General features: G+C 45.9%; 21 protein-coding genes and 1 riboswitch. Of the genes, 19 read left to right on the forward strand and 2 right to left on the reverse strand.

From position 1 onward, the window contains the following. The first annotated feature begins 134 nt into the window (after positions 1 to 134). The 3 genes from AB5026_RS01375 to AB5026_RS01385 all read left to right on the forward strand — a co-directional run bounded on the left by AB5026_RS01375 (position 135) and on the right by AB5026_RS01385 (position 4,326). The gene (locus AB5026_RS01375) at positions 135 to 1,625 is read left to right on the forward strand and encodes an N-acetylmuramoyl-L-alanine amidase family protein (protein WP_227588551.1); all 1,491 of its coding nucleotides are present in this window, start codon (positions 135 to 137) and stop codon (positions 1,623 to 1,625) included. A gap of 283 nt (positions 1,626 to 1,908) precedes the next feature. Next, positions 1,909 to 3,369 (forward strand): NlpC/P60 family protein, encoded by a 1,461-nt coding sequence (locus AB5026_RS01380; protein ID WP_368212615.1) that lies wholly within the window; start codon positions 1,909 to 1,911, stop codon positions 3,367 to 3,369. A gap of 231 nt (positions 3,370 to 3,600) precedes the next feature. Beyond that, a riboswitch (cobalamin riboswitch) is annotated at positions 3,601 to 3,771 on the forward strand. A gap of 267 nt (positions 3,772 to 4,038) precedes the next feature. Beyond that, on the forward strand, positions 4,039 to 4,326 hold the full coding sequence (locus AB5026_RS01385; protein WP_173723397.1) for a cysteine-rich small domain-containing protein: 288 nt from the start codon (positions 4,039 to 4,041) through the stop codon (positions 4,324 to 4,326). A 107-nt stretch (positions 4,327 to 4,433) separates the two neighbouring features. On the opposite strand, the gene AB5026_RS01390 is transcribed toward AB5026_RS01385, so the two are convergent. After that, positions 4,434 to 5,150, reverse strand: a complete 717-nt coding sequence (locus AB5026_RS01390; protein ID WP_015525959.1) for a phosphatase — start codon at positions 5,148 to 5,150, stop codon at positions 4,434 to 4,436. 354 nt (positions 5,151 to 5,504) lie between these two features. On the opposite strand from AB5026_RS01390, the gene AB5026_RS01395 reads away from it, so the two are divergent. The 16 genes from AB5026_RS01395 to AB5026_RS01470 all read left to right on the forward strand — a co-directional run bounded on the left by AB5026_RS01395 (position 5,505) and on the right by AB5026_RS01470 (position 20,667). Further along, positions 5,505 to 8,030 (forward strand): glycyl radical protein, encoded by a 2,526-nt coding sequence (locus tag AB5026_RS01395; protein ID WP_059086810.1) that lies wholly within the window; start codon positions 5,505 to 5,507, stop codon positions 8,028 to 8,030. Positions 8,031 to 8,041: 11 nt separating this feature from the next. Then, on the forward strand, positions 8,042 to 8,833 hold the full coding sequence (locus AB5026_RS01400; RefSeq protein WP_021651548.1) for a glycyl-radical enzyme activating protein: 792 nt from the start codon (positions 8,042 to 8,044) through the stop codon (positions 8,831 to 8,833). A 186-nt stretch (positions 8,834 to 9,019) separates the two neighbouring features. Then, positions 9,020 to 9,901: a class II aldolase/adducin family protein gene (locus AB5026_RS01405; protein WP_015525956.1), complete on the forward strand. Its 882-nt coding sequence runs from the start codon at positions 9,020 to 9,022 to the stop codon at positions 9,899 to 9,901. A gap of 31 nt (positions 9,902 to 9,932) precedes the next feature. Further along, positions 9,933 to 11,321: an aldehyde dehydrogenase family protein gene (locus AB5026_RS01410; protein ID WP_092070142.1), complete on the forward strand. Its 1,389-nt coding sequence runs from the start codon at positions 9,933 to 9,935 to the stop codon at positions 11,319 to 11,321. A gap of 18 nt (positions 11,322 to 11,339) precedes the next feature. Beyond that, on the forward strand, positions 11,340 to 12,572 hold the full coding sequence (locus tag AB5026_RS01415) for a zinc-binding dehydrogenase (protein ID WP_015525954.1): 1,233 nt from the start codon (positions 11,340 to 11,342) through the stop codon (positions 12,570 to 12,572). A gap of 24 nt (positions 12,573 to 12,596) precedes the next feature. Further along, positions 12,597 to 12,911 (forward strand): BMC domain-containing protein, encoded by a 315-nt coding sequence (locus AB5026_RS01420; RefSeq protein WP_015525953.1) that lies wholly within the window; start codon positions 12,597 to 12,599, stop codon positions 12,909 to 12,911. Between the two features lie 85 nt (positions 12,912 to 12,996). After that, positions 12,997 to 13,272 carry a propanediol utilization microcompartment protein PduA gene (pduA, locus tag AB5026_RS01425; RefSeq protein WP_015525952.1) on the forward strand — a complete coding sequence of 92 codons (276 nt, stop codon included), beginning with the start codon at positions 12,997 to 12,999 and terminating at the stop codon, positions 13,270 to 13,272. A 43-nt stretch (positions 13,273 to 13,315) separates the two neighbouring features. Then, positions 13,316 to 13,657 carry a BMC domain-containing protein gene (locus AB5026_RS01430; protein ID WP_118368606.1) on the forward strand — a complete coding sequence of 114 codons (342 nt, stop codon included), beginning with the start codon at positions 13,316 to 13,318 and terminating at the stop codon, positions 13,655 to 13,657. Between the two features lie 72 nt (positions 13,658 to 13,729). Next, a complete protein-coding gene (locus tag AB5026_RS01435) occupies positions 13,730 to 14,008 on the forward strand; it encodes a BMC domain-containing protein (protein ID WP_005427721.1) in 279 nt (92 codons plus the stop codon). Positions 14,009 to 14,113: 105 nt separating this feature from the next. Next, positions 14,114 to 14,758, forward strand: a complete 645-nt coding sequence (gene pduL, locus AB5026_RS01440) for a phosphate propanoyltransferase (protein ID WP_021977481.1) — start codon at positions 14,114 to 14,116, stop codon at positions 14,756 to 14,758. A 69-nt stretch (positions 14,759 to 14,827) separates the two neighbouring features. Next, a complete protein-coding gene (locus AB5026_RS01445) occupies positions 14,828 to 15,094 on the forward strand; it encodes a EutN/CcmL family microcompartment protein (protein WP_015525950.1) in 267 nt (88 codons plus the stop codon). A 4-nt stretch (positions 15,095 to 15,098) separates the two neighbouring features. Continuing rightward, entirely contained in the window at positions 15,099 to 16,427 is a 1,329-nt protein-coding gene (locus AB5026_RS01450) for a 4Fe-4S dicluster domain-containing protein (protein ID WP_021977480.1), read from the forward strand. A gap of 16 nt (positions 16,428 to 16,443) precedes the next feature. Next, complete coding sequence (locus AB5026_RS01455; protein ID WP_015525948.1) at positions 16,444 to 16,992, forward strand: BMC domain-containing protein; 549 nt, start codon at positions 16,444 to 16,446, stop codon at positions 16,990 to 16,992. Positions 16,993 to 17,064: 72 nt separating this feature from the next. Then, on the forward strand, positions 17,065 to 17,829 hold the full coding sequence (locus AB5026_RS01460; protein WP_059086815.1) for a DeoR/GlpR family DNA-binding transcription regulator: 765 nt from the start codon (positions 17,065 to 17,067) through the stop codon (positions 17,827 to 17,829). Positions 17,830 to 17,965: 136 nt separating this feature from the next. Next, entirely contained in the window at positions 17,966 to 19,117 is a 1,152-nt protein-coding gene (locus tag AB5026_RS01465; protein WP_118752780.1) for a 1-propanol dehydrogenase PduQ, read from the forward strand. A gap of 323 nt (positions 19,118 to 19,440) precedes the next feature. Further along, positions 19,441 to 20,667, forward strand: coding sequence for a cob(I)yrinic acid a,c-diamide adenosyltransferase (locus AB5026_RS01470; RefSeq protein ID WP_173776130.1), 1,227 nt, complete (start codon positions 19,441 to 19,443; stop codon positions 20,665 to 20,667). A gap of 110 nt (positions 20,668 to 20,777) precedes the next feature. On the opposite strand, the gene AB5026_RS01475 is transcribed toward AB5026_RS01470, so the two are convergent. Continuing rightward, positions 20,778 to 22,088: a hypothetical protein gene (locus tag AB5026_RS01475; protein ID WP_368212616.1), complete on the reverse strand. Its 1,311-nt coding sequence runs from the start codon at positions 22,086 to 22,088 to the stop codon at positions 20,778 to 20,780. Positions 22,089 to 22,222: the final 134 nt, after the last annotated feature.

Genomic DNA, 22,222 nt, shown 5'->3' on the forward strand with positions numbered 1-22,222 from the left:
AGGAAAGAGTTGACGGACCGTAAAGAATGTTATATAATATGGACGTAAAATTGTAACAAAATTGTAACGTTTACGATCAGTCGGACTTAAGAAATAGTAAATATCAATGATCTATCTATCAAAGGAAGGTATGTATGCGAAAATTAAGCAGAAAATGGAAACTCTGGGGACTTTTTTTTGTTCTGATGTTCTTTGCAGCCGGAGCAACTGTACATACAACGGCAACAGATGTACAGGCTGCGACCAAAAACGGCTTTAAAACAGAAAAAGGAAAGTCCTATTATTATCAGAATGGACAGAAGGTAAAAGGCTGGCTTACACTGAACGGGAAGAAATATTTTTTTAATAAATCCACAGGCGTGCAGATGAAGCGTTGGGCTAAGGATTCCAAGGGCAAACGATATTTTTATAATGTCAACGGTGCCAAGGGCTATATGGCAACAGGCTGGCTTACAGACAGTAAGAACAATACCCGCTATTTTAATCCCACCAGCGGATATATGACAACGAAATGGGCCACGATCAGTAATAAGAAATATTATTTTTACAGAGGCAGTGGTGCTGCAGCCAGAAGTGTATTCCTTACAGACAAGAAGAATGTGACCAGATATTTTACCAGCAAATGCTTTATGGCAAAGGGCTGGGCAACGAATAAGAAACAGCAGAAGCGTTATTTTGATCCAAACACGGGAGCTATGTATAAGGGCTTCAAGAAGATCGGCAGCGATACCTATTATTTTTACAGCAAGAGCGGCGTGATGGCTACCGGTTGGGTCACAAATTCCAAAAAAGGATATAAATATTATTTCGATCCGTCAACCGGTGTCATGGCTACGGGAACGAAGACGATCGATGGCAAGAAGTATACATTTGGCAGCAATGGTGTCTTGGATACCAACCCAAGCACTACTACAGCGACAAGCTCCAGGACTATCAAGAATTTCCTTGCCAATGCATTACTTCCGGTAGGAAAGACTCTTTACGTATGGGGCGGCGGCCACAACTGGTCGGATGCGACCAGAAAGGGCATCAGTCCAAAATGGAAACAGTGGTATGACAGCAATTCCAGCTCCTATAATTACAGATATTATATGGATCTCAGTGAAGCTACAGAACAGAAGGGCCTTGACTGCTCCGGCTTTGTAGGATGGTCTGTATATCAGATCATGCAGAGCAGATCCGGTGGACCTATGTACACGGATGTTTCCGGAAATCTTGGATCTTTGTATTCCGGCAAGGGAATGGGTACCGTTGTTTCCCAGGCTCAGCTGGCAAGCTCAAACTGGAAGCTTTATCCTGGGGATATCGGATACAACAGCGGACATACCTGGATCGTTCTCGGACAGTGTTCCGATAAGAGTGTCGTGATCCTCCACTGTACACCGAATGCCGGCGTACAGATTTCCGGAACACCGACACCAAGCGGAACTTACGGAAGCCAGGCGATCAAGCTGGCAGAAACTTATATGTCTAGGTATCCTGGAGCCAGCAAATATGACTATCATGAATCCAGTGGTAACTATATCCGAAACGGTGCATACTTCAGATGGAACAGAAGCACTCTTTCCGATCCCAACGGATATCTGAACAAGACAGCCAATCAGATCCTTGCAGATCTGTTCTGATCAGGATGTGCTGAAAGAAATTTGTATGTAACAAATAGCAATAAGAAACGTGAGAGGAGAACCTGAGATAACCCGGGTTCTCCTTTTTTAATGTCAAAATCATTAATAAATGTTACAAAGTTTTAAACTAATTAATAGAAAATCCTTGCAATCCAAATAACACTGTGTTAATATATAAAAAGATTGAAACAAGATATTGCAAAAGTATTACAAAGAAAACCAACGAAGCGGATGGTCAGATCCGCTGTATTAAATTAGAATCAGATTGCGAGGGTGAACAGTCATGAAGAAAAGGATATTATGTCTGACACTGGCGCTCATCATCAGCGGAGCACAGGTAGTCAGCGTAAGCGCAACAAGAGAAGATGAGGCAGCACTTCAGCAGGAGATGGATGCGACTAACGAACAGCTGAATGCGACTTATTCCAGATTGGATGAGCTTTCCTCACAGAAGTCACAGATTGAAGGCGAGATTTCAACTCTTGATGCCAATCTTGTAAACGTGATGGTTTCGATCCAGACACTGGAGGGAGATATCTCCAATAAGGAAGCCGACATTGCATCTACACAGACCAACCTTGAGAAGGCCCAAAATGCCAAGCAGAAACAGTATGAGGCAATGAAGAAACGTATCCAGTATCTCTATGAGAAGGGTGGAGACGATGCATGGTTCCAGATGATGCTGAATGCAGAGAACCTGTCTGACCTTCTTACAAGAGCAGAGTACACACAGAAGACTTATGAGCAGGACCGTAAGAGCCTTGAAAAATATTCCAATACGATCCAGCAGGTGGCAAACCTGGAGGCACAGTACACACAGGAGAAGGCAGAACTGGAGGGAATGAAGCAGGAATATGAGGCAGAGTCCCAGAACCTGCAGGCACAGCTGGATGAGAAGCGTGCCACATCCGCAGATTATGATAATGAGATCGCCTACGCACAGCAGCAGGCTACAGATTATGCCAACCTTCTTGCAGAGCAGACTGCAGAGCTTCAGAGATTAGAGGCTGAGCGTATTGCAGCAGAGGAAGAGGCAAGACGTCAGGCCGAGGCTGAAGCAGCAGCGAGAGCACAGGCTGAGGCAGAAGAGGAAGCAAGACGTCAGGCAGAGCAGGAAGCACAGCAGGATGAGGCGGACGAGAGCGAAGACGTACAGTACGATGAGGACGGCGACGTGATCGAGAATGCAGATGAGGATACTGCAGAAGATGACACCGAGGATGTGGATGAAGATGCAGACAATGGTGAGAATGATGATGCGTCCGAGGATACTGAGAATACAGAGGATAATGCAGACGCAGATTACGATAACAGCACAGACGCATCTGAAGAAAGTGCAGAGGACACATCTAATGCAGAGGATACATCTTCAGACAGTGACAGTTCTTCTTACAGCAGTGGTTCCGGATCTTCTGTTGTGAATTATGCTACACAGTTTGTGGGAAATCCTTACGTATGGGGCGGAACAAGCCTTACCAATGGTGCAGACTGCTCCGGATTTGTACAAAGTGTCTATGCGAACTTCGGAGTCAGCCTTCCGAGAACCTCCTATGAGCAGCAGAATGCAGGTACAGAAGTATCCTACGCAGATGCACAGCCGGGAGATCTGATCTGCTATGGCGGACACGTGGCTATTTACATGGGTAATGGCCAGATCGTTCATGCATCGAACTCTCAGGACGGGATCAAGATCAGCAATGATGCTACATACAGAACAATTGTATCTGTAAGACGTCTTGTATAATAAGAACGTACAACAGAAAATAAAAATACAGCAGCCCGACAGTAGTTTGTCGGGCTGTTTTTGACGTCGGAAAAAATATTGAAAACCCATGGAACGGATTGAACAGCAATAAAATATGCTCAAAAATGTATAAATATTGAAAACAGTATTGACATATAATTAACAGGATGTTATTATAATGTCAGTATAATTCCATATTGAACATAGCAAGTGCTGAGGATAGCTGACAGTTATATATTGATTATCAGAAGTCCACAGAAAAGGGAATCAGGTGTGAAACCTGAGCGATCCGGTCACTGTAACGGAGGAGCGAATCTCATAGTCCATTGTACATATGTATGAGAAGGAGAGAGGAGTCATGATCCCGGAGCCAGGAAACCTGCTTGTTATGGCGAGGTTAAACTTCCGTGTAAAGTGTAACAACCATTTCAGGGACTCCGCACCCCTGGGACGTTGTCTACTTTTTTACGAGAGTAGGCATTTTTTTATGGAATGCGCCTGTTCATATGAATTATACATGATTAAATGGCAGGCGATACTACTCCGGATACATTCGTTCCCTCCGCGCACTCATGAACGGATTATATTTCTACCCCGGGGTGGCATCGCTACCTCTTTTTTTATAGGAAAAAATTATGTGTGGTTATGTCAGGAGAGGAGAAAAGAGCCATGGAGAAACCATACTGGGAAGGCAAAGAATACTCTTACTTCAGCCACAAAAACTGTGAGTATTTTCCGTGCCATAAAGGGGCAGATCCGGAGAACTTCAATTGTCTGTTCTGCTATTGTCCTTTATATGCACTGGGAGATAAATGTGGTGGTAATTTCCGCTTTACGGAAAGCGGGATCAAAGACTGCACCGAATGCAAGCTTCCTCACAGAAGAGAAAATTTCGGATATGTTACAGGTAAATATAGCGAGCTTGCGGAAATTGTACGGAAGCAGCGGGAAAAATAAAAAACAGGCCAGTTCAGATACAGGAAAATGTATATTCCTGTGTTTGAACTGGCCTGTTTTGTTTGGAGTGGACAATATCTGTTATCTGTCGGAAAAGATACAGAAGATCATTCTCTGGTTTGGAGAAAAACCTTGAGTCTGGGAATCTGGTTGTTGAGGATCAGCTGTTCCGGAAACATGGCCTGATGAACAAACTCAGCAGCACAGGTAAAATCTCCGATATGCTCCGGGCCATGGCTGTCACTGGAAAGAAGCAGCGGCAGATCATATTTGCGGCAGCATCGAAGGATCTCGAAACAGTTTTCTCTTGTGTCGCCACGATAGCCATAAGGTGCAAGAGAAGCTTCGTTGATCTCAAAGATCGTGCCGGTTTCCCTGGCAGCCCTTGCAAGCGCATCATAATTAACCGGGTAATGAGTGTTATCACTATGTCCGAGGATCTTTACACAGGGGTTTTTCATTACATTGATAAAAGCTTCTGTGTTTTCGGCTCTGGTACCGCAGCGGTAATTCCAGGCATGCATGCTGGCAATGGCGTAATCAAGTTTACATAATGATTCCTGATCTAAATCTACCGTTCCGCTGCGGTCAAGGATATTCAGTTCAATTCCGTAGAGTAATTCTACACCGAAATGTTTTTTGGGAGAATAGGTAAGGCTGCGGAAATAGGAGGAAGTTCCGGCTGCCAGAGTGCCGGGACCGTGATCAGTGATCCCGAGAAGCCGGAGACCTTTCTCGGCAGCTGCGCGTGCCATGTTGGTGATGGTACATTCCGTGCCGTGACCACTGGCGATGGAGTGGGTATGCATATCAGAAAGATACATAAAAATACACCTCTTTTACTGTTTGAGAACATGTGACAGAGCGGAATACGAATGTCCGCTTTGCATAAATTTTTTCTGAAAAACAAAGGAATTCCTATATAAATCCAAGTATGGCAGAGCAGAAAAACAAAGTCAATAGAGAAAAACATAAAAATACAAAAAACAAATAAAATCAACAGGGCGCAACCGATAAAAACCACAAAAACAGCTATAAACACATGTTGGATTTCGTTGACATCGAAGTAGGGGTAAGGTATAATAAAACTACATGAGCACATAGCCGGACAGGAGCGGTTCTGGAAGCGTAGAGGCAGACAGATCACCAGAAACAACCGGTTATGAGAAAGGAGAATCATGGAGAAATTTCATATAGCAGATGTTCCGAAAACAGACAGGATCACACATCTTGTAGATAATCTTTATGCAAAGATGCCGGTGATCGAATCTGCCAGAGCAAAACTGATCACAGAGTCTTACAAAGCAACAGAAGACGAGCCGATCATCACCCGCAGAGCCAAGGCATTTGCCCACATCCTGCACAACATTCCGATCATCATCCGTGATGAGGAGCTGATCGTCGGAAGCAGCACTTTGGCGCCGAGAGGATGTCAGACGTTTCCGGAGTATTCTTTCCAGTGGCTGGAAGATGAGCTGGATACAGTGGCTACCAGAACAGCCGATCCATTTTATATTGCGGAGGAAACCAAGGCGGAGCTCCGTGAGGTACATAAATACTGGAAAGGCAAGACTACCAGTGAGCTTGCAACCTCCTACATGGCACCGGAAGCGATTCTTGCCATTGACCACAATATTTTTACACCCGGAAACTATTTCTACAATGGTGTAGGACACGTAACCGTTAAATATGAAGAAGTTCTGGCAATCGGTTATGAAGGGATCATTGCCAAAGCTCAGAAGGAACTGGATGAGTGTAATGTAGGAGATGGTGATTACGCAAAGAAATCCCGTTTCCTGGAAGCAGTTATCATGAGCTGTCAGGCAGTTATCGACTATGCACATCGCTATGCCGAGCTCGCAGAGCAGATGGCATATCAGTGTCAGGATCCGACCAGAAAACAGGAACTCCTTCAGATCGCATCCAATTGTACACACGTACCGGCGAAGGGCGCCCGTAACTTCTATGAGGCGTGCCAGTCCTTCTGGTTTGTACAGCAGCTGATCCAGATGGAAAGCAGCGGACATTCTATTTCTCCGGGACGTTTTGACCAGTATATGTATCCATATTACAAGAGTGATATGGAAGCCGGCAATCTTACCAGAGAATTTGCCCAGGAACTGATGGACTGCATATGGGTAAAATTAAACGACCTGAATAAATGCCGTGATGCTGCATCTGCAGAAGGCTTTGCAGGCTACAGCCTTTTCCAGAACCTGATCGCAGGTGGTCAGAACAAGGATGGCGAGGATGTGACCAATGATCTCTCCTTTATGTGCATCCAGGCGTCTATGCATGTGCACCTTCCGGCACCGTCTCTTTCTGTAAGAGTATGGAACGGATCACCACATGAATTCCTGATCAAGGCTGCAGAGCTTACAAGAACAGGAATCGGACTTCCGGCTTATTACAATGATGAGGTTATCATTCCTGCACTGCAGAACCGCGGCCTTTCTCTTGCAGATGCCAGAGAATATAACATCATCGGCTGTGTAGAACCGCAGAAGGCAGGTAAGACAGAGGGCTGGCATGACGCTGCATTCTTTAACATGTGCCGTCCGCTGGAGATGGTTTTCTCTAATGGTATGGACAAAGGGGTACAGATCAGTGTCCAGACCGGCGATGTCACAGAGATGAAGAGCTTCGATGAGTTCTATGATGCATATAAGAAACAGATGGAATATTTCATTTCCCTGCTTGTAAATGCTGATAATGCCATTGATGTGGCACATGCGGAGAGATGTCCGCTTCCATTCCTTTCCTGTATGGTGGATGACTGCCTGAAACGGGGCAAATCCGTTCAGGAAGGCGGAGCTGTTTATAACTTTACAGGTCCTCAGGGATTTGGTATTGCAAACATGGCAGATTCTCTGTATGCGATCCGCAAGCTTGTATATGAAGAAAAGAAGATGACCATGGAAGAGCTGAAGGAGGCTCTGGCATGGAACTATGGCAAGGGTATCGATGCACAGTCTGCAGCAGATATCACCACCATCGTTATGCAGAAGCTTCAGGAGAATGGCATCAGCGTAAATGAGCAGACCGCAACAGCTGTTATGACAGCAACTCTCGGAACAGAGCCATCTCCGGAGAAAAAGGCAAGATTCGAAGAGATCCACAAGATGATCGAGGAGGTTCCGAAGTTTGGAAATGATATCCCGGATGTGGACTACTTTGCAAGGGATGTGGCTTATACTTACACAAGACCGCTTCAGAAATATATGAACCCAAGAGGCGGACATTATCAGGCAGGACTTTATCCTGTATCTGCAAACGTTCCGCTTGGCGGACAGACCGGTGCAACACCGGATGGCCGTTACGCACATACTCCGGTAGCAGATGGCGTTTCCCCGTCGGCCGGCAAGGATGTGAAGGGACCGACAGCTGCGGCAACTTCTGTATCCCGCCTGGATCATTTTATCGTATCCAACGGAACACTGTTTAATCAGAAATTCCATCCGTCAGCACTTGCAGGAAGAGAAGGACTGGAGAAATTCGTAGCACTGATCCGCGGATACTTTGATCAGAAGGGTATGCATATGCAGTTTAACGTTGTTGACAGAGAAACACTTCTGGATGCACAGAAGCATCCGGAGAAGTACAAACATCTGGTTGTACGTGTTGCAGGCTACAGCGCATTGTTCACTACACTTTCCAGATCTCTGCAGGACGATATCATCAGACGTACTGAGCAGGGCTTCTAAAGGAGTAACGAATGGACTATTTGGATACAAAGGGCAGGATCTTTGATATTCAGAAATATTCAGTACACGATGGACCGGGTATCCGTACCATCGTGTTCCTGAAGGGCTGCGTTCTTCGCTGCCGCTGGTGCTGTAATCCGGAATCACAGGAATACCGGATCCAGAACATGAAGGTTCTGGGAGAAGATAAAGTGATCGGCCGCGACGTGACAGTTCGTGAGATGATCGAAGAGGTGGAAAAAGACCGTGCCTATTATTATCGTTCCGGAGGCGGGATCACCCTTTCCGGAGGGGAATGTATGTGTCAGGCGGACTTTTCCAGAGATCTTCTTCGCGCGGCAAAGGAGAGAGGGATCAACACAGCGGTAGAAAGTATGGCCTGTGCCCCATGGGAAAAGATCGAACAGGTACTTCCCTATCTGGATGTATATCTGATGGATATCAAGCATATGGATCAGGAAAAACATAAAGAATTCACAGGACGGGCCAACGGACTGATGCTGGAGAATGCAAGAAGGGTTGCGCTCTACGGAAAAACCAGACTGGTGATCCGCGTTCCGGTGATCCCCACATTTAATGATTCTGTGGAAGAGATCCAGGCGATCGCAAGATTTGCAGCATCCCTTCCGGGCGTAAACAAGATCCATCTTCTTCCGTACCACAGACTGGGGCAGGATAAATATGAAGGACTTGGCAGACCCTATTTAATGGAAGGAATCCTTCCGCCTACAGCAGAACATATGCAGATGTTAAAGAATGCAGTGCATGCGGTATGCAGCCTGGACTGCCAGATCGGCGGCTGAGAGATACAGGATTACAGAAAAAAGATCCTTTACAAACAGAAAATATAAAAAACAATAAAAACAACACAAAATACAACAAGAAACCAACATAAAACAACGGATTGTCCTTGACTTATTTTGTGGTATGGGGTAAAATGTTCTCAGAAACAAAATAGTGCAATCCAATGCTCAAGGAGGAAATTAAGCATGGTAAACGAGTTTGAAATCAAAAAACAGCTTTGTGACATCGGTAAGAGAATCTACAACCGTAACATGGTTGCAGCTAACGACGGAAACTTTTCTGTTAAGATAGCTGAGAATGAATATCTTTGCACACCAACTGGTGTATCCAAAGGATTCATGACACCAGAGTTCATCTGTAAAGTAGATGGCAAGGGTAATGTGATCCAGGCTAACCCGGGATTCAAACCATCATCTGAGATCAAGATGCATATGAGAGTATATGAGAAGAGACCGGACGTAGGATCTGTTGTACATGCTCATCCAATCTATGCTACATCTTTCGCAATCGCAGGTATCCCGCTTACACAGCCGATCATGCCTGAGGCAGTTATCGCTCTTGGATGTGTTCCGATCGCTGAGTACGGCACACCTTCCACAATGGAGATTCCGGACAACCTTGAGAAATACCTTCCATACTTCGATGCAGTACTTCTTGAGAACCATGGAGCACTTACATGGAGCACAGACCTTAACGCTGCATATATGAAGATGGAGTCTGTAGAGTTCTATGCACAGCTTCTGTATCAGACCAAGCTCCTTGGCGGACCGAAGGAATTCGACAAAGAGAACATCGAGAAGCTCTATGCGATCCGTCGTAAATTCGGTATGCCTGGAAAACATCCGGCAAGCCTCTGCCTGAACAAAGACGGCAAGAACTGCCACAACTGCGGCGGTGCATGCCACAGCGAGGACTACAAACAGTTCCCAGGATATCAGTATGATTTCGTTGGAAAAGACTGTGATTGTGATAAAGATGCAGCTCCTGCAGCAGATACAGCAAAGAATGACGCAGAGCTTGTTGCTCAGATCACAAAACAGGTTATGGCTCAGCTTGGGCTGAAATAATTTTTTGACGGAATATTAAGGAGGACATCTCATGCCAATAAGTGAGAATATGGTACAGGAAATTGTACAGGAAGTTATGGCAAAAATGCAGATCGCAGATGCTCCGGCCGGAAAACATGGCGTTTTCAAGGATATGAATGATGCTATCGAAGCAGCCAAGAAGGCTCAGTTGGTAGTTAAGACAATGTCTATGGACCAGAGAGAAAAGATCATCACCTGCATCCGCAAGAAGATCAAAGAAAATGCGGAAGTACTGGCACGTATGGGTGTTGAGGAAACTGGTATGGGTAATGTAGGAGATAAGATCCTGAAACATCACCTGGTAGCAGACAAGACACCTGGAACAGAAGACATTACAACAACTGCATGGTCCGGAGACAGAGGACTGACTCTGATCGAGATGGGACCGTTTGGTGTTATCGGTGCGATCACACCATGTACTAACCCGAGTGAAACAGTTCTCTGCAACACAATGGGTATGCTGGCAGGTGGAAATACAGTAGTATTCAACCCACATCCGGCAGCAGTTAAAACTTCTATTTACGCAATCAATCTTTTAAATGAGGCTTCCCTGGAATCAGGCGGCCCGGATAATATCGCTGTCACAGTTGAGAAACCAACTCTTGAGACAAGCAATATTATGATGAAACATAAAGATATCCATCTGATCGCAGCAACAGGAGGTCCTGGTGTTGTAACAGCAGTTCTTTCCTCCGGTAAGAGAGGAATCGGTGCAGGAGCAGGTAACCCACCGGCACTGGTTGATGATACTGCTGATATCCGTAAGGCAGCTCAGGATATCGTAAACGGATGTACATTCGATAACAATCTTCCATGTATCGCTGAGAAGGAAGTTGTTGCAGTATCTTCCGTAGTTGATGAGTTAATGCACTACATGCTTACAGAAAATGACTGCTACCTTGCATCCAAGGAAGAGCAGGACAAACTTGTTGAAACTGTACTTGCAGGTGGCAAGCTGAACCGTAAATGTGTAGGACGTGACGCGAAGACACTTCTTTCCATGATCGGAGTTCAGGCACCGGCAAATACCCGCTGCATTATCTTCGAAGGACCGAAGGAACATCCGCTCATCACAACAGAGCTTATGATGCCAATCCTCGGAATCGTAAGAGCTAAGGATTTTGACGATGCTGTAGAGCAGGCTGTATGGCTTGAGCATGGCAACCGTCATTCCGCACATATTCATTCCAAGAATATTGATAACATTACAAAATATGCGAAAGCAATTGATACCGCAATCCTTGTAAAGAACGGCCCGTCCTATTCCGCACTTGGATTTGGCGGAGAAGGTTTCTGTACATTCACAATTGCAAGCCGTACCGGTGAGGGACTTACAAGCGCAAGCACATTCACAAAGAGAAGACGCTGCGTAATGACAGACAGCCTTTGCATTCGTTAATCAGGAGGAACAGAAACAATGGATATGAACAATGTAAATATCGAAGAAATCGTTAAACAGGTTCTCTCCGGCATGACAGGAAACGCTCCTGCAGCAGCTGCTGCAACAAGCGCTCCGGCTGCTCCGGCAGGAAACACAATTCCGAAAAAAGCAAGAGTAGCAATGATGACAGAGAAGAAACATTTTGAGCTTCAGGAGTATGATCTTCCGGAAGTTGGTGACGACGACATCCTCGTTAAAGTTGAGGGCTGCGGCGTCTGCGGAACAGATGCTCATGAGTACAAAAATGACCCGTTTGGTCTTATCCCAGTAGTTCTCGGACATGAGGGAACCGGTGAGATCGTAAAAATGGGTAAAAACGTTAAAGTTGATACAGCTGGTAAACCGGTTAAAGTCGGCGACAAGATCGTTACCTGTATGATCTTCAAAGATGATCCGGAAATCACAATGTTCGACCTTAACAAGAAGAACGTAGGCGGCGCTGACGTATATGGACTTCTTCCGGATGACGACGTTAAATTCAACGGCTGGTTCGCTGATTACATCTTCATCAGAGGCGGAAAATTCGGTTCCACATTCTTTAATGTAAGTGACCTGGATCTTGATTCCCGTATCCTCATCGAGCCATGTGCAGTACTTGTACATGCTGTAGAGAGAGCAAAAACAACAGGAATCCTGAAATTCAACAGCAGAGTTGTTGTTCAGGGTTGCGGACCGATCGGTCTTATCTGCATCGCAGTTCTCCATACAATGGGCGTTCATAATATCTGTGCAGTAGACGGAAATGAGAAACGTCTTGAGTTTGCCAAGAGAATGGGAGCAAACACAACCGTTAACTTCATGAACTTCAAGGGCATTGAGGCACTTACTGAGGCTGTTAAAGAGGCGCAGGGCGGACATCTTGCAGATTTCGCTTTCCAGTGTACTGGAAATCCTCATGCACACTCCAACATCTACAAATTTATCCGCAACGGCGGCGGTCTTTGCGAGCTTGGTTTCTTCATCAACGGTGGAGACGCTACCATCAACCCGCACTTCGACCTCTGCTCCAAAGAGATCAACCTTGTTGGTTCCTGGGTATACAACCTCAGAGACTATGCAACAACATTTGATTTCCTTAAGAGAGCAAAAGCAATCGGACTTCCAATGTCTGAGCTGATCACACACAAGTTCCCGCTTGAGGAGATCAACGAGGCACTTGAGACAAACCTGGCAATGACAGGTCTTAAGATCGCGATTGTTAATAAATAACCTTAACGGGAAAGGAGAAGCAACATGGCAGAAGCTGTAGGAATTCTTGAGGTCTTCGGACTTGCAACAGCCTTTGTGGCAGCTGACGCCGGGTGCAAGGCTGCAAATGTCCACCTGGAGGTATTCGATAAGAATAAACCGGCGAATGCGGACAGCCTGCCAGTACCGCTTCTTGTCTGCATCAAGTACCGCGGAAGCGTGTCAGATGTCACGGCAGCGGTAGAAGCCGGCATGAAAGTCGCAGAGAGCATGACAGGCGTGGTACAGCATTACATAATCCCCAACCCGGAACCAGGTACACAGAAAATGCTGAAAATCAGCGCCCTGGATAAAGATTAAGAGGATTCCGAAGTTCACTTTACAAAAGTGGCGGAATCATATATGATAAAAATGTAACGAAGATAAGATTCAGGAGGATAGAATCATGGCACAGGAAGCATTAGGAATGGTTGAGACAAGAGGCCTCACAGCTGCGATCGAGGCAGCAGATGCAATGACAAAAGCAGCAGAGGTTGCTCTGGTAGGAACAGAGAAGATCGGTTCCGGTCTTGTAACTGTTATGGTTCGTGGAGACGTAGGCGCTGTAAAAGCAGCAGTAGAGAGCGGAAGCGCAGCAGCATCCAGACTTGGAGAGCTTGTAGCTACACACGTGATCCCGAGACCTCATACAGACGTAGAGAAAATCCTTCCAAAGCTCTGATTCAGGCTTTGTGAGGAATAGAAATTAGTTAAGGAGTTCGCTCATGGGAAAATCATATGGATTTATAGAAATCACTGGTGTAGTTGCGGCGATCAATGCCCTGGACATCATGTGCAAAACGGCAGACGTTGAGCTGGCGTCATGGGAGCGTAAGCTGGGCGGACGACTGGTGACCCTGATCGTACAAGGCGATGTATCAGCAGTTACAGCAGCTGTCAATGCAGCAGTAGAGCAGGCTATCAAGAAGCCTGCCAGCTATGCGGTAATTGCCAATCCCCACGAGGAAATCGTCAAACTGGTTGAGCTGAGTGCAAGCCGATGGAAAAAGAGACAGCAGGAAAATCCGGAAGAAGCACTGGAAAGCAAAAACAGCAGCAAAAAATAAGCTGTTGCACCAAAATAGTCAAAAGTAAACAGAACAAATAAAGCATTTATAATCCACAAGGAGGATATGATCATGACACAGGAAGCATTAGGAATGGTTGAGACAAGAGGACTTACAGCAGCTATCGAGGCAGCTGACCAGATGTGTAAAGCAGCTAACGTTGCTCTGGTAGGAACAGAGAAGATCGGTTCCGGTCTTGTAACAGTTATGGTTCGTGGAGATGTAGGAGCAGTTAAATCTGCAGTAGAGAGCGGAAGCGCAGCAGCATCCAGACTTGGAGAGCTTGTAGCTACACACGTAATCCCGAGACCTCATACAGATGTTGAGAAAATCCTTCCGGTTCTTAAATAATTTCAACTGATTCTTACTGATACGCACCGGCCGAAGGGCCATTAAGGCTTCTGGCCGGTGCTTTTCAGTTTTCAGTTATGAGACCGAAAGAAAGCAGGTGTACTCTTGGAAACGAATAATATTGAAATGATCACAAAAATGGTGATCGATGCGATCAACAAAAACGAAGACAAGGGCAATGGTTTTGTTGTACCTATCGGAGTTTCCGCAAGACATATTCACCTGACACAGGAGCATGTGGAGGCACTGTTCGGAGAAGGCTATCAGCTTACCAAGAAAAAAGATCTGATGGGCGGACAGTTTGCATCCAATGAAACAGTTACCATCGTAGGACTGAAGCTCCGTGCGATCGAGAATGTAAGAATCCTCGGACCTGTCCGCAGCAAATCTCAGGTTGAGGTTTCCGCAACAGATGCGATCAAGCTGGGAATGAAGGTTCCGGTACGTATGTCCGGTGACCTTGCCGGAAGCGCGCCGATCGCCATTGTCGGACCGAAAGGTGCTATTTATCTGAAAGAGGGATGTATTGTGGCCATGCGTCACATTCATATGGCTCCGAAGGATGCCCAGGCTGCGGGTGTACATGATGGTGATATTGTTTCTGTTAAAGCGGACAATGAGCGCGGAACAATCTTTAATCAGGTTAAGATCCGTGTAGATGACAGCTTTACACTGGAAATGCATATTGATACAGATGAAGCAAATGCAGCAAGAATTGCCACAGGCAATACAGTTACCATAATCAAATAATATTCCTCCTTTGGGGATGCCACTTTCTGGCATCCCTAACAGAGGATATGGAGAAAAACGGAGGCTCATATGATCGTAGGCAAAGTAGTTGGAAGCATTGTTTCCACACGAAAAAGTGAAAAACTGATAGGAAATAAATTCATGATTGTAGAGCCGGTGCATCATATGAAAGCCGAGCACAGCCAGATTGTTGCCATCGATATCATCGGTGCGGGAATCGGCGAGTATGTATTGGTGGCACAAGGAAGCGCAGCAAGAATAGGCTGCGGCGTAGAAACAGCACCGGTAGATGCCGCAATCGTCGGAATCGTAGATGACGGTGCAGGATTGGAGTAACGCCATGGATATCAAAGAATTACAGAAAATTATGCAGGAGAATGGTGTTGTCGGAGCAGGTGGTGCAGGTTTCCCTACATACATGAAACTGACAGACAAAGCGGATACCATTCTTATGAACTGTGCAGAGTGCGAACCATTACTGAAACTTCACAGACAGTTGTTGGAAAAGCACGCATATGAGATCATGAAAACATTCGATATGGTTGCGGAGACGGTAGGAGCTTCCCAGGCCATCATCGGAATCAAAAAATCTTATGTACAGACAATCAATGCCTTAAATCAGCATATCGAAGAATTCCCAAGGGTTAAGATCCATCTTCTGGATGAGGTTTATCCGATGGGTGATGAGGTTGTTCTTATTTATGAGGCAACCGGACGCGTGGTACGGCCAGGAGGACTGCCTATTGAGCAGGGAGTAGCCGTATTTAATGTAGAGACACTTTACAATGTATATCGCGCGGTAGAAGAACACAAACCGGTCACAAGCAAATATGTTTCCGTTGTTGCAGAGGTTGAGAACCCTGTTACAGTGAAAGTTCCGTTAGGATGTACACTGGAAGAGGTTGTTGCCCAGGCAGGCGGAACAACTGTGAAAGATCCAGTATATTTCGTAGGCGGCCCGATGATGGGACGTATCGGAAATGGTTCTGATCCGGTTACCAAAACAACGAACGCAATCCTGGTTCTTCCAAAGGACCATGTTATTGTCATGAAGAAGCAGCGGACTTCTTCCATAGATTTAAAGAGAGCAGCATCCATCTGCTGCCACTGCCACACATGTACAGATCTTTGCCCGAGACATAATCTGGGACATCCGATCGATCCGGCAATGTTCATGATGGCAGCATCAAACCAGGATTTCAGAAATGTAAATCCTTATATCAATTCTGCATTCTGCAGCTCCTGTGGTGTCTGCGAGATGTATGCGTGTCCGCAGAGCCTGGCTCCGAGAACACTGCTTGCAGATATGAAAGGCGGACTTCGTAAAGCCGGAATCAGACCACCTCAGGGTGTTCAGCCGAAACCGGTACAGGAGTCAAGAGAATACCGCAAGGTTCCTGAGGAGCGCCTGATGGCACGTCTGGGACTTACCAGATATGACAAGGATGCACCGCTTCAGGAGGAGCTTGTAAATGTATCCAAGGTAAAAGTTCTCTTAAGCCAGCATATTGGTGCACCGGCACAGGCAATCGTAAATGTAGGCGATATGGTAACAGAAGGTCAGATGATCGCACAGCCTGCACAGGGATTAAGTGTCGGAATCCATGCAACGATCAGCGGAAAAGTTACAGAAGTAACAGACCGCCATGTTGTAATTGCAAGAAATTAGAAAGGACGTGCACAAAATGAGTAGAGCAATCGGAATGATTGAGTTTAAAACCACACCAGCTGGTATCACTGCAGCAGATGCCATGGTTAAGACATCTGAAGTAGAGATCGTGGAGGCGCAGACAGTATGTCCGGGAAAATATATTGCAATTATCACCGGAGATTTAAGCGCAGTGAAAGCTGCTGTAGACACAGCAGTAACAACATACGAGGATAAATGCATTGACAGTTTTGTACTGGGCAATCCGCATGAGTCCATTTTCCCGGCAATCTACGGAACCACACAGGTTGAGGAGATCAGTGCCCTGGGAATCCTGGAGACCTATGATGCGGCATCCATCATCGAAGCAGCAGATCAGGCTGCAAAGACAGCAATCGTTGATTTGATCGAGCTTCGTATCGCGAAGGGTATGTGCGGTAAATCCTACATGCTTCTTACAGGTGAGGTTTCTGCAGTAGAGGCTTCCATTGAAAGAGCAAAAGAGCTGGTAGCTGAAAAAGGAATGTATATGGATTCCTCAGTGATCGCTCATCCGGACAAGAGAATGATCGATACGATCCTTTAATATTGTCTTTATATCTGAGGGATATCCTTTTGAAGGATATCCCTGCAATGACATCTGAAAAGGAGGCATCTTATGCTAGCGTTAGAGAGAAGAAATCTGATTCTCGAGAAATTACAGGAAGAGAAAAGGGTTGTTGTAAGTGAACTAAGCCAGCTTTACAATGTCTCAGAAGAAACTATCCGCCGTGATCTGGACAAGCTGGAAAAAGAAGGACTTGCCACAAAGAGTTATGGCGGTGCGGTGATCAACGAAGATGTCGGTATTGATTTACCATTTAATATTCGTAAAAACCAGAATGTACAGGGAAAGCAGAAAATGGCGGAGATTGCTGCTTCCATGGTGAATGACGGAGATCATATTTTTCTGGATGCCAGCACAACGGCAGTTTTTGTGGCCAAGGCACTGAAAGAAAAAGAACGTCTCACCGTTGTCACCAATTCCATGGAGATCCTTCTGGAGCTCTCTGATGTATCCGGATGGAATATTATTTCCACCGGCGGAGTGATGAAGGAGGGGTATCTTGCCTTTCTTGGTGCCAGAACCGAAGAAGTGATCCGTTCTTACTATGTGGACAAGGTTATTTTTTCCTGTAAGGCATTAAACGAGGATATGGGGATCATGGAATCCAAAGAAGCCTTTGGAACAACAAAAAAGGCCATGATCAATTCCGGAAAGATGCGTATTCTGGTGGTAGACAGCACGAAATTTGATCAGACTGCTTTTTCCGTGGCAGGACAGCTGCGGGATATCGAGACGATCATCACAGACAAAAAACCGTCTGAAAAGTGGCTGGATCATTTTAACAGGCATAAGATCGAATGCATCTACCCGAAATAGGTTGGACATATATCGGAAAACGATTGTGTTCATGAGCATGCAGTGTATGCGGAATGCGGAGATCCGCTTTACTTTATCCGGCCACAGGCAGACAAAAGAGACCTGTGTTCCGGTATGACGAGAGGGAGCAGTTTCTATGAATACATTTGAAATGAAAACAGCCATCCATTTTGGAGCTGATGCCCTGGGAAGACTGAAAGAAATTCCATACAAAAGAGTCCTTGTTATCACAGACCCGTTTGTTGTAAAAAGCGGAATGATCGATATGATCACAAAACCGCTTCAGGCAGGTGGAAAAGAATTTGATATTTTCTGTGATGTTGTTCCGGATGCTCCGGTTGGAAAAATTGCCGAAGGAGTCAAAAAATTCCTTCAGTATCAGCCGGAAGCGATCGTTGCAGTAGGTGGTGGTTCTGCCATCGACTCTTCCAAGGCAATCCGTGAGTTTGCCCTGAAGATCAATAATTACGGAAAAGTCGGACTGGTTGCCATTCCTACAACAAGTGGTACCGGTTCCGAGGTTACTTCTTTTGCAGTTGTAAATGATACAGAAGCACATGTGAAGTATCCGCTGATCTCAGACAGCCTGACCGCTGATGAGGCAATTCTGGATGCGGAGCTTGTACGTAGTGTTCCGCCTGCGATTACAGCAGATACAGGTATGGATGTTCTGACTCATGCAATTGAGTCTTATGTCAGCATCAACCATAATGAGTTTACATCTGCACTTGCAGAGAAAGCAATCGAGATCTGTGGCGTATATCTTTATCGTGCATATGTTGACGGTAATGATATGCATGCAAGACAGAAGATGCATGTAGCGTCCTGTCTGGCAGGACTTTCCTTCAATGCAGCAGGTCTTGGAATTACTCACAGTATGGCTCATCAGCTGGGTGCTATTTTCCATATTCCTCACGGAAGAGCTAATGCGATGTTACTGCCGCATATTGTTGAATATAATGCAAATATCAACAAACGCAGCAGAAGTCAGAAAGAATATCTTCCGGCAGTAAAGAGATATTCCAATATTGCACATCTTCTTGGACTGAGCAATTATAACGAAGTTATGAGTGTCAGATCTCTTGTAAACTGGATTCAGTTTATGCAGAAAGAGATGAATATCCCGCTTACCATCGAAGAGATGAAGACGATCACACCGGATGCTTATTTTGCAGCGGTTGATAAGATGGCGGATATGGCACTTGCGGATGCTTGCACAGCGGCAAATCCGCGTGTACCGAAGAAAGAGGATATTATTAAGATTTATACTAAACTTTGGTCTTTTTGATAAAAGATGAAAACCGCAAAGGGGCCGCAAAGCCGCGGCCCCTCTGCACACCCCTCGGGCTTTTTTTAGAGTGCTTGACTGTGGCGGGCGGAAGGGTATTGACTTGTGCCTGTATGCTGCGGTTGTTCCGGGTTGAACGTTGTGCCGATGGGGCGCCGTGGGCGCTTTGGATGTGTGACGTTGTTGGCAGGGGCTGGCGCGTTTGTGAACGCCGCGCTTGGTTTGCCGGGATGATTGTGGTATGCGTAGCATTTCGAGGATTGTAAAATTGGTCTGATATGGGTGGGATTATTTATCAGGAATTGCTGGGAGGTTGAGCTGGGATGGAGGTTTATACCGGGTATGGTGATAAGGGGATGACGGATCTTTCCCATACGAAGAATGTTTCAAAGTCAGATGATCGGATTTGTCTGATGGGGTCAGTTGAGGAGCTGATGAGTCATATTGGGCTTGTGCGGGTTCTGGTTGATGATGTGGATGTTGTCCGGATGCTGGAGAAGATCTCGGAGACTTTGAAGAAGATCGTAGATGGGGTTTCTGATCCTTATAATCGGGAGTTTAAGGTCAGTGAAGACCGGACGGAGCTTCTGGAGGAGGAGATTGGCCGGATGAAAGAGATTTTTTCCGGAGAGAGGCTTCCGATTCTTCCGGGGGATTCCCGAGTTGCGGCTGAGATCGATGTGACAAGAGCTGTGGCGCGGAGGGCTGAGAGAGAGCTTGCGCTGGTCAGTGTGAAGTTTGGATCGGATACCGGAGCCAAGAAATATATGAACCGTCTGTCAGATTATTTTTATGTGCTGGCAAGGTATGTGGATGTTGCGAAGATCGAAGAGAAGAAGACAGATATTTCTGGAAGTGTTCAGAAATCTGTGAAAGCAGAAACTGCTGGGATTGAAGCTAATGTTGGGGTAGAGGCTGTAGGAACTGTTGGAAGTAGTGCGGATGTTGCAGCGGGTACATCGGCGGTGGATGTAAGAGCACAGGATTCGCAGATGGTGCAGAAAAGGGATGTACAGGCTTTTGATGTGCAGAATGGGACTGTGACGACAGCAGTGGGAGGAAATACGGCGATGGCACAGAATGACAGTATAGCAGCAAACACGGCGATGATCCAGGAAGTGCTGAAGCGTATGGGTATCCAGGGTCGTATCACATTGGATTCTGCCAAGAGGCTTATTGAGAAGATCGAGCAGGAAGCTTTGAGAAGAAACAAGCCTTCTGTAATTGCGGTATGCAGCCCGGATGGAAATCCGGTTGCGGTTCATGTGATGGATGGATCTTTTCTTGTAAGCTTTGATATGGCCGTAAAAAAGGCATATACATCTGTGGCAGTGAAGATGTCCACCATGGAGCTTTCCAGACTGACACAGCCGGGCCAGACATTTTATGGTCTTGGAAAAATGAGTGACAATATTGTGATATTCGGAGGCGGTGTACCCCTGAAGGTTGGAGACACCATCATCGGCGGTCTCGGTATCAGCGGTGGTACCGGCGAAGAGGATAACAGCCTTGCAGAGTATGGACTGCAGGTACTGAATGAGGTACTGTAGGATACAGGATAAAAACAAAACGTATAGACAGCTCAGAGAGAATAAATAAAAGGGACGTGTTGCAGTGATGATTTTTAAATCAATACTGCGGCACGTCCCTTTTGAATTATTTACTTCCAGCTAATCTTCAGGCATTTAACGGAAATATCACTTTTTTCCGGTGCCTGGACCATGTTCTGGATGAAATAGGTCTTTGTCATGGCTTTTCCGGGCTTCAGGTTCAGTGTCAGGTTCTTGGTCCAGTACATCTGGTCATAGATACCGGAACCTGTGATGATCTGTACTTTTGCGGTGGTGATGGTTTTCGCAGAAGTATTGGTGAATTTTAAGGTATAATAGGTCTTCATGTCATTGGGGCCATACTTGATACCGGCAACACGGATTTTCAGATTTTTGACGGTAGGTTTGGCGGCCGGTGCAGATACGGTAATAGTGATCTTACGATTGACACCGTTTAAGTTTGCGGTAACCGTGGCTGACCCTTTTTTCTTTGGGACAAGATAGTTTCCGGAAATGGCAAGTACGGAAGGCTTGCTGGATTTTGCATTTTTGATGGTCAGACTGGTACCGCCCTTCAGATTGATGAGGGAACGCATGCTGACCTTGGAGCCAACCTTGAGTGTAGTCTTGGAAGCGCGGAAGGTTGCTACGGTTTTTGAAGGCGAGGTTACTTTTCCGGTCAGCTTACAGGCTGCGGCCTTTGGATAGGATAAAGTGATCTTTGCGGATCCGGCTTTCATGCCCTTCAGGGTAACTGTGAAACGGCTGCGTTTTTTGGAATCCTGAGTGATGCTCTGTACCTTGAGAACAGAGCTGTTGGAAGAAGTAACCTTGAATTTTGATTTGCTGATGGTTTTTACGTAGGGATCAGAAATCTCAATTCCGATGGAAGTGGTTTTTCCGGTCCGGATGCTCTGGTTCAGATAATTGTTGTTGGTGATAAAAATTTCCGGAACAGCCTGTTTGATGGTAACCTCATAGTCACAGTCTACCGGTACCGGACATTCTTTATTGCCGAAATCGAACTCCAGGTAGCCATCCTCTATGTTGTCATCGTAGGTGAAAAAGGTTTCCTTGTATGCCAGTGGTGTATAATTTGAAGTGCTCAGCTTAACCACATTGATCCCATCGATGGAAAATGTGGTGCTTTTTGGGATGACTCCCTTGGGTGAATAAAAGCTTACACGAACTGTCACGGCATAGACCCGTTTTTGGCAGTTTGCATTTTTGATGTTGATCGGGAAATTAATGTCTGAAGACTCATCTTCGATCACACCGTCGGTATCACGGATAGTGGAAGTGGTTCCTTTGGTCACGACCCGGACTCTGGCGTGAGCATCCTGGGGAAGCAGGAGCACAATAAAGGAAAAAAGAATCAGGAAAAAAAATGTTTCGATGGTTTTTATTTTTCTTTTACACATAACAAACCCTCCTTTTTTTATGAGCATACCGGCTGTTACTGAACAGAGGCCCGGGTACTCCATGAATTCATGGTCCTCTGCTGCGGAACAGTATAAACAGACTCTTTCTCTTATATCATTATAACAGGAAACCA

It is taken from the genome of Blautia sp. RTP21359st1_E11_RTP21359_211015, from assembly GCF_040910705.1.
In the GTDB taxonomy this organism is placed as follows: Bacteria; Bacillota; Clostridia; order Lachnospirales; family Lachnospiraceae; genus Blautia_A; species Blautia_A fusiformis.

Coding starts and splice junctions, on each gene's coding strand:
- AB5026_RS01380 (WP_368212615.1), top strand. CDS start 1,909: ATGAAGAAAAGGATATTATGTCTGACACTGGCGCTCATCATCAGCGGA.
- AB5026_RS01420 (WP_015525953.1), top strand. CDS start 12,597: ATGGCAGAAGCTGTAGGAATTCTTGAGGTCTTCGGACTTGCAACAGCC.
- AB5026_RS01375 (WP_227588551.1), top strand. CDS start 135: ATGCGAAAATTAAGCAGAAAATGGAAACTCTGGGGACTTTTTTTTGTT.
- AB5026_RS01415 (WP_015525954.1), top strand. CDS start 11,340: ATGGATATGAACAATGTAAATATCGAAGAAATCGTTAAACAGGTTCTC.
- AB5026_RS01475 (WP_368212616.1), bottom strand. CDS start 22,088: ATGTGTAAAAGAAAAATAAAAACCATCGAAACATTTTTTTTCCTGATT.
- AB5026_RS01450 (WP_021977480.1), top strand. CDS start 15,099: ATGGATATCAAAGAATTACAGAAAATTATGCAGGAGAATGGTGTTGTC.
- pduA (WP_015525952.1), top strand. CDS start 12,997: ATGGCACAGGAAGCATTAGGAATGGTTGAGACAAGAGGCCTCACAGCT.
- AB5026_RS01405 (WP_015525956.1), top strand. CDS start 9,020: ATGGTAAACGAGTTTGAAATCAAAAAACAGCTTTGTGACATCGGTAAG.
- AB5026_RS01410 (WP_092070142.1), top strand. CDS start 9,933: ATGCCAATAAGTGAGAATATGGTACAGGAAATTGTACAGGAAGTTATG.
- AB5026_RS01390 (WP_015525959.1), bottom strand. CDS start 5,150: ATGTATCTTTCTGATATGCATACCCACTCCATCGCCAGTGGTCACGGC.
- AB5026_RS01455 (WP_015525948.1), top strand. CDS start 16,444: ATGAGTAGAGCAATCGGAATGATTGAGTTTAAAACCACACCAGCTGGT.
- AB5026_RS01430 (WP_118368606.1), top strand. CDS start 13,316: ATGGGAAAATCATATGGATTTATAGAAATCACTGGTGTAGTTGCGGCG.
- AB5026_RS01465 (WP_118752780.1), top strand. CDS start 17,966: ATGAATACATTTGAAATGAAAACAGCCATCCATTTTGGAGCTGATGCC.
- AB5026_RS01400 (WP_021651548.1), top strand. CDS start 8,042: ATGGACTATTTGGATACAAAGGGCAGGATCTTTGATATTCAGAAATAT.
- AB5026_RS01435 (WP_005427721.1), top strand. CDS start 13,730: ATGACACAGGAAGCATTAGGAATGGTTGAGACAAGAGGACTTACAGCA.
- AB5026_RS01395 (WP_059086810.1), top strand. CDS start 5,505: ATGGAGAAATTTCATATAGCAGATGTTCCGAAAACAGACAGGATCACA.
- AB5026_RS01445 (WP_015525950.1), top strand. CDS start 14,828: ATGATCGTAGGCAAAGTAGTTGGAAGCATTGTTTCCACACGAAAAAGT.
- AB5026_RS01470 (WP_173776130.1), top strand. CDS start 19,441: ATGGAGGTTTATACCGGGTATGGTGATAAGGGGATGACGGATCTTTCC.
- AB5026_RS01460 (WP_059086815.1), top strand. CDS start 17,065: ATGCTAGCGTTAGAGAGAAGAAATCTGATTCTCGAGAAATTACAGGAA.
- AB5026_RS01385 (WP_173723397.1), top strand. CDS start 4,039: ATGGAGAAACCATACTGGGAAGGCAAAGAATACTCTTACTTCAGCCAC.